Annotated in this window: 9 protein-coding genes; 4 read left to right on the plus strand and 5 right to left on the minus strand. The window is 74.9% G+C overall.

The annotated features are described in order from the left end of the window. Window positions 1-55: 55 nt before the first annotated feature. The 3 genes from AB0L40_RS00685 to AB0L40_RS00695 all read left to right on the plus strand — a co-directional run bounded on the left by AB0L40_RS00685 (window position 56) and on the right by AB0L40_RS00695 (window position 4076). A complete protein-coding gene (locus AB0L40_RS00685) occupies window positions 56-1552 on the plus strand; it encodes an aldehyde dehydrogenase family protein (RefSeq protein ID WP_364347679.1) in 1497 nt (498 codons plus the stop codon). A gap of 102 nt (window positions 1553-1654) precedes the next feature. Then, window positions 1655-2848 carry a helix-turn-helix domain-containing protein gene (locus tag AB0L40_RS00690; RefSeq protein ID WP_364347682.1) on the plus strand — a complete coding sequence of 398 codons (1194 nt, stop codon included), beginning with the start codon at window positions 1655-1657 and terminating at the stop codon, window positions 2846-2848. 151 nt (window positions 2849-2999) lie between these two features. Further along, window positions 3000-4076 carry a transglycosylase family protein gene (locus AB0L40_RS00695; protein ID WP_364347685.1) on the plus strand — a complete coding sequence of 359 codons (1077 nt, stop codon included), beginning with the start codon at window positions 3000-3002 and terminating at the stop codon, window positions 4074-4076. A gap of 9 nt (window positions 4077-4085) precedes the next feature. On the opposite strand, the gene asnB is transcribed toward AB0L40_RS00695, so the two are convergent. The 3 genes from asnB to AB0L40_RS00710 all read right to left on the minus strand — a co-directional run bounded on the left by asnB (window position 4086) and on the right by AB0L40_RS00710 (window position 7977). Then, window positions 4086-5666 (minus strand): asparagine synthase (glutamine-hydrolyzing), encoded by a 1581-nt coding sequence (asnB, locus tag AB0L40_RS00700; RefSeq protein ID WP_364347688.1) that lies wholly within the window; start codon window positions 5664-5666, stop codon window positions 4086-4088. 266 nt (window positions 5667-5932) lie between these two features. After that, the gene (locus AB0L40_RS00705) at window positions 5933-6898 is read right to left on the minus strand and encodes an acyl-CoA desaturase (protein WP_364347691.1); all 966 of its coding nucleotides are present in this window, start codon (window positions 6896-6898) and stop codon (window positions 5933-5935) included. A 314-nt stretch (window positions 6899-7212) separates the two neighbouring features. Continuing rightward, window positions 7213-7977, minus strand: coding sequence for a YoaK family protein (locus AB0L40_RS00710; RefSeq protein WP_364347694.1), 765 nt, complete (start codon window positions 7975-7977; stop codon window positions 7213-7215). A gap of 256 nt (window positions 7978-8233) precedes the next feature. On the opposite strand from AB0L40_RS00710, the gene AB0L40_RS00715 reads away from it, so the two are divergent. Further along, a complete protein-coding gene (locus AB0L40_RS00715) occupies window positions 8234-8677 on the plus strand; it encodes a DCC1-like thiol-disulfide oxidoreductase family protein (protein WP_364347697.1) in 444 nt (147 codons plus the stop codon). A gap of 388 nt (window positions 8678-9065) precedes the next feature. Here AB0L40_RS00715 and AB0L40_RS00720 read toward each other — a convergent pair whose 3' ends face one another. Both AB0L40_RS00720 and AB0L40_RS00725 read right to left on the minus strand, forming a co-directional pair. After that, complete coding sequence (locus tag AB0L40_RS00720) at window positions 9066-10076, minus strand: hypothetical protein (protein WP_364347700.1); 1011 nt, start codon at window positions 10074-10076, stop codon at window positions 9066-9068. A 125-nt stretch (window positions 10077-10201) separates the two neighbouring features. Next, entirely contained in the window at window positions 10202-10903 is a 702-nt protein-coding gene (locus tag AB0L40_RS00725; protein WP_364347703.1) for a hypothetical protein, read from the minus strand. Between the last annotated feature and the right edge of the window lie 354 nt (window positions 10904-11257).

The following is an 11257-nucleotide window of genomic DNA, read 5'->3' on the forward strand; positions in this document are numbered from 1 at the left end:
CTGACCCCGGCGACGCGGAGAGCGTCGTCGCCACGCAAGCACCACGGAGCACTCGATGGCCACCGCCAGCGTCACCCCCGGCACCCACGCCCGCGCCTTCCTGTCGGGCACCAAGCAGCTGATCATCGACGGCGAGCACGTCGACGCCGCCGACGGCGAGACGTTCGAGACGATCGACCCCGGCACCGGCGAGGTCCTGACCTCGGTCGCGCACGGCAAGAAGGAGGACGTCGACCGCGCCGTGCGCGCCGCGCGCAAGGCGCTCGACGGCCCGTGGAAGTCGATGACCCCGTCCGAGCGCGGCCGCGTCATCCACCGCCTCGGCGACCTGATCATGGAGAACCTCGACCAGCTGGCCGAGCTCGACTCCCTCGACAACGGCAAGGCGAAGGCCGTCGCCGCGGCCGCCGACGTCCCGCTCGCGGCCGACAACTTCTGGTACATGAGCGGCTGGGCGACGAAGCTCCGCGGCTCCACCGTCCGCCCGTCGCTGCCCTACATCCCGGGCGGCGAGTTCCACGCCTACACGACGAAGGAGCCGGTCGGCGTCGTCGCGCAGATCATCCCGTGGAACTTCCCGCTGCTGATGGCGGCCTGGAAGGTCGGCCCGGCGCTGGCCACCGGCTGCACGATCGTCCTGAAGCCCGCCGAGCAGACGCCGCTCTCGGCCATCCGCCTCGGCGAGCTGGCCCTCGAGGCCGGGATCCCCCCGGGCGTCCTCAACGTCATCACCGGCTTCGGCGACGCGGGCGCCGCGCTGGCCGAGCACGAGGACGTCGACAAGGTCGCGTTCACGGGCTCGACCGAGGTCGGCAAGCTCATCGCCCAGGCGGCCGGCAAGACGAACCTCAAGCGCGTCTCGCTCGAGCTCGGCGGCAAGAGCCCGAACATCATCCTCGGCGACGCCGACGTCCCGGCGGCCATCGCCGGCGCGGCGAACGGCATCTTCTTCAACCAGGGCGAGGTCTGCACCGCCGGCTCGCGCCTCTACATCCAGAACGACCTCTTCGACGAGGTCGTCGCGGGCGTCAGCGACGCCGCCAACACCATCAAGGTCGGCCACGGCCTGCAGCCGGACACCGAGATGGGCCCGCTCGTCTCCTCCGAGCAGTTCGACCGCGTGACCGGCTACCTGAAGATCGGCACCGACGCCGGCTCCCGGGCGGTCGCGGGCGGCAACGCCATCGACGGCCCCGGCTACTTCGTGCAGCCGACCGTCCTCGTCGACACCACGGACGACGCCCGCATCGTCCGCGAGGAGATCTTCGGGCCGGTCGTCGTCGCGATGCCGTTCCAGGACGTCGACGAGCTGGCCGCCAAGGCCAACGACTCGGTCTACGGGCTCGCGGCCGGCATCTGGACCAAGGACCTGAGCAACGCGCACAAGCTCGCGGCGCGGATCAAGGCGGGCACGGTGCACGTCAACACGTACCACATCTACGACGCAGCGCTGCCCTTCGGCGGCTACAAGCAGTCGGGCTGGGGCCGCGAGATGGGCGAGGAGGTCCTCTCGGCCTACCAGGAGACGAAGTCGGTGATCGTCCAGCTGTAAGCCCGGCGTTCTGCGCCGAATCGGATGAAGGACGGCGACGGCGGGCCCTCGGGTCCGCCGTCGCCGTCCGCCGGGTCATCACTTCGCGAGTAGGATCGCGGGATGAGCCCCGCGGACGCGACGGACGCCACCGAGGACGTCCGCGAGCGGATCGCGGCGCTGCCGTCCGAGCTCGGCGCCGTCCTGCGGCCCGTGCTGCCGTCGGTGGCCGACGAGATCCTCGTCGCCATCCGGGCCGACGTCCCCGAGTACCGGCGGCCGTTCAGCGGGGAGTTCGGCCGCGTCGTCCGCCGCGGCGTCGAGTTCTCGCTCGGGGAGTTCGTGGCGTTCGTCGAGGACCCGGCACGCGAGTCCCAGAACGACCGGATGATCGAGGAGCTCGGCCGCGGCGAGGTCCGGGCGGGACGGACGCTCGACGCGCTGCAGTCGGCCTACCGGACCGGGGCGCGCGTGGCGTGGCGGCGGTTCGCAGACGTCGTGCGCGAGGACGGTGCCGACGCGGCGGTGCTGGTGCCGCTGGGGGAGGCGATCTTCGCCTACATCCACCGGCTCGCCGGGCTCTCGGTCACCGGCTGGGCGCACGAGCAGTCGCTGCGGGCGGGCGCGACGCAGCGCTCCCGCGACCGGCTCGTGCGGCTCGTGGTCGGCGACCGCGCGCCGGAGGACCTCGACGCCGCCGCCGTCGAGCTGCAGTGGACCCCGCCGGCCCGGCTGGCCGTCGTGGTCGTCGCGGGCGCCGACGGGCCGGGGGACCTGCTGCGCATCGACCCGCGCATCGTCGCGGCCGTGGTCGACGGGGTGGCCGTCGCGCTCGTGCCCGCCCGGGGCGTCCTGGCCCGCGCGGAGGGCGCGCTCGCCGGGACGGCCGCGGTGATCGGGCCCGTCGTCGGGTGGGCGGACGTCACGCGCTCGCACCGGCGGGCGAGCACCCTGGCGGGCCTCGTGGCGACCGGCCGGGTCACGGCCGGGGACGGCCCGGTGCTCGCCGACCGGCACCTCACCGACCTCGTCGTGCACGGCGACGGCGAGGCCGCCGACGACCTCGCCGCCGACGTCCTGGGGCCCCTGGACGCGGAGCCCGACGGGCGCCGCGAGCGGCACCTCGAGACGCTGCGCGCGTGGCTCGACCACCGCGGCCACGGCCCGCGGATGGCCGAGGCGCTGCACCTGCACCCGCAGACGGTCCGCTACCGGATGGCCCGGCTGCGCGAGACCCTCGACGTCGACCCCGAGGACGCCGAGGCGCGCTTCGCGCTCGAGCTCGCGCTGCGGCGGCGCGGGGTCCGCGGGGGCTGAGGGGCGGGGGAGGAGGGCCGCCGGCCGCGCGCGCCGGTCCGGCCGAGCCTCCGGAGGAGCACCGCAGGATGGCGTGCAGCGCTCGGCCCGGTCGCCCGCCGCACCTACTCTCGATGGTCGCGTCCGGCTGCCGCCCCGACGCACCCCCATCATGCTCGTACCCTCCGCCCTCAGGGGCCGCACCGGCGTGGTCGCCGGCGGCCTGCTCATCGCCCTGCTGCTGTTCGCGGTCCTCCCGCGCGTCGCGCCCGGCGCCCAGAGCAGCTCCCAGCTGCAGGGCACGATCGACCAGCAGAAGGGCCGGGAGCGCCAGCTGCGCACGACCGCCCAGAAGCTCGGGGCGCTCGAGGCCTCGGCGTCGAAGGCCGTCGCCGCCGCTCAGGGCCGGCTCGCGGAGGTCCAGCAGGAGTACGGCGTCGCCCAGGGCAAGCTGACGGCGACGACCACGAACCTGCGGACGACCCGCGCGAAGCTCGTCCGCCTGCGCCGGAAGCTGGAGCAGGGCCGCGACCAGCTCGCCGCCGTGCTGCGCAACCGCTACACCGCCGACCGCCCCGGCGTCATCGACGTCGTCGTGAGCTCCAAGGGCTTCTCCCAGCTGCTCGAGCGGATCGACTTCCTCAAGCGCGTCCAGGCCAGCGACACGAAGCTCGTCGACCTCGTCCGCGACTCCCGCGACGCCGCGAAGACCGACGAGGCGCAGTTCGCGAGGCTCCGCGTGACGCAGGCGCGGGAGGCCCAGCAGGCCGCCACCCGCCGCGACGCCATGGCGTCGATGACCGCCGGGCTGGAGCAGCGCCGCGCGTCGCTGGCCCAGGCGCACCAGGCCCGCGTCGACGCGCTCTCCAACGCCCGCGCCAAGCGCCGCGGCGCCGAGAGGACGCTCGCGAAGCTCGAGGCCGCGCAGGCCAAGGCCGCCAAGCAGTACACCGCCCCGTCCGCCACGCCCCGCGCCGTCGGCGGTAGCAAAGGCGGCGGCAGCAGCTGGGCGATCCCGTGGGCGATCGTGCAGTGCGAGTCCGGCGGCCAGAACTTCACGCCGAACTACCTCGGCGCCTCCGGCTATTACCAGTTCATGCCGGCGACCTGGAAGGCCCTGGGCGGCAGCACCCCGAACGCCTACCAGGCGTCCAAGGCCGAGCAGGACCGCCTCGCCGCGAAGCTCTGGAACGGCGGCGCCGGCGCCCGGAATTGGGACTGTGCGGCCATCGTGGGCATCACCGGCTGAGGCCGGCGCTCACGACCGCGCGAAGCGGCTCATCGTCCGCTCCGGGCGGACGCCGCCCAGGTGCTTGGCGTAGATCCGGTGGTACGCGAGCTCCTCGCGGGTGCGCAGCGGCGGGTCGACGATCGTGCGCTCGCGCTCGAACTCGTCCTCGGTGATCGTCCGCTCCAGGGTGTCCTGGAGGACCTCGGCCGCGCCGGAGCCGTCGCCGAACTGCTCCTTCGGGCGCCAGAGGATCGCGTCCGGCAGCCAGCCGTCGAACGCGTGGCGCAGGACGCGCTTCTCGAGCTGCTGCGGCTTCGTCGTGTCCGACGCCTTCCAGCCGGGCGCGAGGGAGAGCGCCTGCGCGATGACCTCGCGGTCCAGGAACGGCACGCGGGCCTCGAGGCCGTGGGCCATCGTCACGCGGTCGGCGCGCTGGAGGTTCAGGTCGTGCAGGCCGCGGATCGTGCGGACGAGCTCGCCGTGCAGGTCCTCCGGCTCCGCGAAGTCGTCGTGGTAGTAGTCGTAGCCCGCGTAGAGCTCGTCCGCGCCCTCGCCGGTGAGGACGACCTTCACGTGCTCGGCGGCCAGGCGGGCGAGGAACCAGTTCGGCACCGACGAGCGCACGAGGGAGGGGTCGAACGACTCGATCGAGCGGATCACCTCGTCGAGCGCGGCCGCGGCGTCGGCGGCCGTGTAGAGCGCCTCGTGGTGCTCGGTGCCGAGGTGCTCGGCGACGACCCGCGCGGCGAGGATGTCCGACGAGCCCTCGGTGCCGACCGCGAACGTCTTCAGCGTCCGGCCACGGGCCTTCAGGAAGTCCTGCGCGAGCGCGGCGATCAGGCTGGAGTCCAGGCCGCCGGAGAGGAAGACGCCGACGTCGACGTCGGCCATCATGTGGCGGTCGACCGAGTCCGCGAGCGTCTCCCGCGTCGACCGCAGGATGTCGTCCGGGATCGGCGCGCCGGGCTCGCTCGGGCCCGGCAGCTTCGGCACGTCGATCGCCTCCGGCGGCACCGCGTCGGCGAAGCGGACCAGGCCGTGCTCCGGCGTCCACGCGCAGCCCGGGGGGAAGGTCTCGACCGCCCAGCGCCAGTCCTCGTCGAACGCGCGGATCTCGGACGCGAAGCGGACCTGCCCGTCGCGGCGCGCCCAGTAGAGCGGCTTGATCCCGATCGGGTCCCGCGCGGCGAGGAACGTGATCCAGTCCGGCTTGTTCTCCGGATCCGGGTTCGGCGGGCCGGCGAGGCAGATCGCCCACATGCCGCGCAGCTCGGCGAGCGCCTCGACGCCGCGCTCGACGACGAGGTGCAGCGCGACCTCGTTGTCCGACGCGGTGTCGAAGAGCGCGCCGTCGAGCGTCTGGCGGACGTCGTCGTGGTTGTAGACCTCGCCGTTGCCGACGAGCCACAGGGTGCGGTCGCCGAGCGGCTGGCGGCCCCCCGCGAGGTCGACGATCGAGAGGCGCGTGTGGCCGAGCCACGCGACGTCGTCGACCGCCACCTGGCCGATGTCGTCCGGGCCGCGGTGCGTCAGCCGCGACAGCATCCGGACCCCGGCCTCGGCGTCGGGCGAGCTGCCCGAGGCGTACACGGCGGCGATTCCACACATGCACGTTCACGCTAGACCATGGTCGGGCCCGCGCCCTTGGACCGTCGTCGGGAGCGGCGGCGATCCGGCGTGTCGGAGACGGGGGCGGCCGACGGGCCGGTCCGGCGTCCGGTCCGCCCGGCGGCGCGGACGTCGCCCTCGACGTCGCCGGCCCGGGACGCGGCGCCGATCGGCGCCGCACCGGCTCGTCCCGCCGGAACGACCGAGGCCCGCGTCGTGGACGCGGGCCTCGGGAACGGCGGGGTGCGGGCCGGAGCCCCCAGCGGTCAGTCCGCGGCGACCGCGGAGCGCGTGTCGGCCTTCACGGCGCCGGGCAGCATCGTCGCCTGCTTCTCGCGGCTGATGTAGACGGGCTTGCTCATCAGGCCCGCCTTGACGAAGCCCCGGATGACGAGCGCGGAGAGGTCGACCTCGTACCAGCGGAAGCCGTGCGACGCGGCGCGCGGGAACGCGTGGTGGTTGTGGTGCCACGACTCGCCGAGGGAGAGGATCGCAAGCACCGGGTTGTTGCGCGAGTGGTCGTCGATGTCGAAGCGGCGGTAGCCCGAGAAGTGGCAGATCGAGTTGATCGACCACGTGACGTGGTGGATGAAGAAGACCTTGACGAGCCCGGCCCAGATGAACGTCTGCAGGCCGCCGGCGACGTCGCCGTGGTAGGCCCAGCCGGCGAAGAACGGGATCGCGAGGGCGATCAGCGCGATGTACGGAAAGGCCTTGGAGATGCGGACGAGACCCTTGTCGCGGAGCAGGTCCGGCGTGTGCTTGCGGGGCCAGCCGCGCTCGATCTCCGTGGACCAGAGCCAGCCGACGTGCGCGTGCCAGAGGCCGCGGAGCCCCTCGCCACCGCCGACGTGCGGGGAGTGCGGGTCGCCCTCCTGGTCGGTGTGCGCGTGGTGCTTGCGGTGGTCGGCCGCCCAGATCAGGGCGGGGCCCTCGATCGCCGTGGAGCCGGCGATCACGAACATGTAGCGGACCCACGGCTTGGCCTGGACGGCGCCGTGCGTCAGCAGCCGGTGGTAGCCGATCGTGATCCCGAACGCGGAGATCAGGTACATGCCGACGGCCATCGCGATGTCGAACCCGGTGACGGCCGAGTTCCACAGGAGCACGATCGCGATCAGGACCCCGATGAACGGGATCGTGACCGCGACGATGTTGATCCAGCGCGTGGCGCGGGACATCGTCTTGTGCTCGCGCACCACGGTGTTGTTCTGATCGCGGACCTCTGCCATGGGACTCAGGGTATGCGCAGGGGCCTCGGGATTCTGTCCCCTCAGGCGAGAACCGGTCCGCCGGTTTTCATCACGTCGTGAGTGTTTCCGCCGTGACGCGGTGGCTGGCGGGAGGCGCGCCGGCGTCCGTTTGCGCACGACGGGTCGCCGAACGGGGGGCAGGTGGCGTCGGTTCGTGGCTCGGCGGCCGCGCTCGCGACGGCGGGAGCGGTCGGTGGGCACGGACCCCGCGTCGCGCTTGCGCGGCTCGTCGGCGGCCGCGGCGCGCGGCCCGGGCCGGCGGGCCCCCGGTCGCGTCGCCACTCGGCGGGCCGTCAGCGCGTCGCCCAGGGCTCCGTCGAGCGCGCCACCCGGTGCGCGGCGAGCGCGACCGAGACGGACACGGCGGCGGCCAGCCCGAGGGCCGCGGCGGGGGAGACCTCGAGCACCAGCAGCCCGCCCGCCAGTGCTCCGAACCCCATGGCCGCGACCGCCGCGACGCGTCGCAGACCCGCGCCGCCGGGGCCGCCGAAGCCGCCCGGTCCTCCGAAGATCCGGGCGTCGGCCGCGAGCCCCGTCAGCGTGAGGGTCAGGACGGTCGTCGTCAGGTCGGGGACCGCGAGCCGGCGGGCGACCGCGTTCTGGGCGCCCATCGGGATCGCCAGGACGGCGATGAGGACGTAGCGCCGCGCGCCGTCCACGGGCTCGTCGGCGCCCAGGGCCGCGACGACGCCGACCAGCAGCAGGACGGCGCCGAACGCGGCGCTGGTGCGCAGGAGCCCGCCGCGGTGGTGGCCCAGGCGCCGTCCGAGCGCCCCGCCCACGCCGGCGCCGACGAGGAACAGCGCGATCGCCGCCAGCGACGCCGGGATCGACAGGTCGGGCGCGCCGGCGAGCGCGAACCCGAGCAGGACGACGTTGCCGGTCATGTTCGCGACGAAGACGTGACCGAGGGCGACGTAGCTGACCGCGTCGACGATCCCGGTCAGGACGGTCAGCCCGACGAGCAGCGGCGGCAGGGGCCCGTGGGCGGACCACGGCGCCAGCAGGCCGCGCCGCCCGGCGGGCTCGTCGGCGGGCGGGGCGTCCACGGCGGCCATGACGGAAGTGTCGCCGGTCGACCGGGCGTCCTCGGCGGCCACGGGGGTGGAGCCGGTCGCGGCGCGTCGTCGGCGAGGCCGGCGGGGGCGGCACCGGGGCGGCGGGGTCAGCGGGGTCGGCGGAGGCGGGTCCGGGGCGGCGGGGTGCTCCGGGGCGGCGGCGGTTCGGGTCGGCAGGGACGGCTGCGGGTCCGCGGGAGCCGCTCCGGGACGGGCGTCCGTGGTGGTCGCCTCCGCGACCGGGTATGAACCGGGGATGGCCGACCCCGCGCTCCTGTTCTACGACCGAGAGTGCCGCTTCTGCGTGTGGGGCGTCGTGCACCTCGCGCGGGCCGCCCGTCCGGGCGCGTTCCGGCTCGCGGCGATCCAGGGGCCGCTCGGCGACGAGCACCTCGGACACCTCGACGGCACGACCCGGCTGGCGTCGTGGCACCTGTGGGATGGCGAGCGGCTGCGCAGCCAGGCGGACGTGCTCGACGGGCTCGCGCCGCGGACGTCGGCGCCGTGGGCGCGGGCCGCGATCGGGGTCGGCCGGCTGATCCCTCGGCCGCTCGCGTCGGTCGCGTACCGGGCGATGGCGCGGAACCGCGTGCCGATCTCGCGGCTGATCCCGGACGGCGCGAAGCGGCGCTCGGCCGCGAGGCTCGCGGATCTGGCGGCGGACACCGGGCTGCCGGGGTCGGGGGTGCGGGACGCCTGACGCGCCCGAGTGCCGGCGGGTCGGGGCGGGACGCCCCGTCCTGGCTGGGGGGTCGGTCGATCGTCGGCCAGGGGGTGTCCGGGATCGACCGCGCGGGCCGGGGTTCGGCTCGGCGGGGTGGGGGTCGGTCGATCGTCGGCCAGGGGGTGTCCGGGATTGACCGCGGGGGCGGGGCCCGGGTCCCGCCTGGTGGGGGTCGGTCGATCGTCGGCCAGGGGGTGTCCGGGATTGACCGCGCGGGCCGGGGTTCGGCTCGGCGGGGTGGGGGTCGGTCGATCGTCGGCCAGGGGGTGTCCGGGATCGACCGCGCGGGCCGGGGTTCGGCTCGGCGGGGTGGGGGTCGGTCGATCGTCGGCCGGACGGTGTCTCGGTGCGACCGACCGGGGGGTCAGAAGAGGACGAACTCGCGGGCCAGCGGGCTGAGGTTCGTCTCGAAGAGGAGGGCGAGCAGGCCCTGCTCGAACTCCTTCGCCAGGCGGCGGACCTCGCGGAAGCGCGGGTCCCCCGCGGCGGACTCGCGCGTCAGGCCGTTCAGGTGCGCGCGCATCTCGGGGTCGCCGAGCAGGCCGAGCCAGCGGTCGTAGGCACCGAGCGCGCGGACGCCCTCGTCGATCGCGTCGTGGCGCAGGAACGCGTGGGCGAGCCGGTCCGTCGGCGGGGCCTGCAGCGCGTCGAGGAGGAACGCGCGCTGCTCGTCCCGCCGGTGCAGGTGGCAGTGCAGGACGGGGATCAGGCCGCCGGCGAAGAGGAGCTTGCGGTTCAGGCGCAGCTTCGCGTTGCGCATGCCCCACTTCTGCTCGTCCGCGCGGGCCTTGCCGGCGAAGTCGACGCAGATCGTGCGCCAGTAGCGGATCAGGTCGTTGAGCAGGAACCGCGGCGGGCGGTAGTCCTTCGCCTCGCCCGCCAGGTAGCCATCGACGACCTGCTCGAGCGAGCGGCGGTACGCCTCGCGACCGACTACGGGCACCGACTCCAGCAGGAGCAGCATCCGCTGGGTGAGGTTCGCATTGCCGTCCTCCTCCAGCCCGATGTGGCGGACCATCGGCCCCACGAAGACCTGCTGGCCGAAGATCCCCTGGGTGCCGGGCTTCGCCTCGCCCATCCCGAGCAGGCCGTCCAGCCGCGAGACCTGCGGCTCGACGGCGGGGGCGCCGTCGTCCGGGCGCTCGCCGTCGACGAGCACGAGGTAGTCGTCGTCGGACCCGGTGGTCCGCTCGCGGCGGCCCCACGAGCCCATCATCACGACGGACGAGGCGGGGTCGCACGGCGTCCCGCGCAGCCGGCGCCGGAGGTCGTCGAGGTCGTGCTCGGTCCGGTCGCGGGCGGCGAGCAGCTGCGGGAAGCCGCGGCGCGCGTGCGTCGCGAGCTCGTCCAGCGCGCCCTGGGGGGTGTCCGTCACGCGCGGGACGCTACCGCCGCGGGGGCGGGGTCACCGGTCCTGCAACGGCGGGGCCGGGCCGGCGGGGCGCCCGCGGCATCGGGACGACGGCCGTCGAGGGGTGGAGGAGGCCGGCGGGGCCGGGCTCAGCGGCGCGGCAGGTCCGCCTCGAGGATCCACGGCACGTCGCGGCAGCGGGCGAGGATCGGGCCGAACGCGGCCTCGTCCTCCGCCGTCAGCGGGACGTGGTGGCAGCCCTCGTCGACCGAGGAGACGTGCACGTGGCGCAGGCGGTCGCCGAAGGCGTCGAGCAGCTCGTGCGCGAGTGCGAGGCTCGGGTCGATCGTGCCGGCGTGCGGGACGTCGAGGCAGAAGCCCGCGTCCGGGAGCGCGGCGAAGTACGGCTCGAGCTCGGCGGCGGTGCGGCCGTCGCCCTTGCGCGCGTCCATGTTCTCGAGCACCAGGGTGCGGCCCAGCGCGGCGAAGCGGGCGGGGGCGCGCAGCACGTCGGGGTGCATCACGACGGCGTCGACCGACGCCGGCAGGGCGGCGAGCAGGGCGACGAGGTCGTCCTCGGGCATCGACAGCTGCTTCGTCGGCGCGTGCACGCTGACGAAGCGGAACGGCAGCCCGCGGCCGGCGTCGGCGAGCCATGCGCACAGCGACACGAACTCGGGCTCCGAGAGCGCGGCGAGCTCGACGGCCAGCGTCGAGACGTCCAGCGCGCGGCGCACGAGGAGGTCCCACTGGCCGCGCAGCTCGACGAGGTGCCCGGTCGAGGTCCCCAGCGGGTGGTGGGCCGAGACCGGCACGCCCACCCGCGCGTCGGCGGTCGCTGAGGAGACCATGCGATCCACGCTAGGCCCCGGCCCGGACGCGACGGGCGGGCGCTCGGCAACCCCCTGCAAACGGCCGGGTCGGCCGCGCGCGGGGCGTCGTCCGGGGGTCGTTCGGTGGTGGTCGGTCGTCGTCATCCGGGCGTCGTCGCGGCCGTCCGGGGGCCGCGGGGTCGTCGAGGGTGACACACCGCGGAGGCTCGCGGAGACGTCTCGCCCGCTCCTTGCGGGAATCCGTCGGCGACGGGAGGCGGCGTGCACGGACGGGACATGGTGGACGACTTCGCCCCCGACGTCGTCGTCGCGGACATCCTCACGCTCGGCCCCGCGCTGGCGGCCGAGCTGCGCGGCGTCCCCGTCGCGACG

Source organism: Patulibacter sp. NPDC049589, from assembly GCF_040675535.1.
Taxonomy (GTDB): Bacteria; Actinomycetota; Thermoleophilia; order Solirubrobacterales; family Solirubrobacteraceae; genus Patulibacter.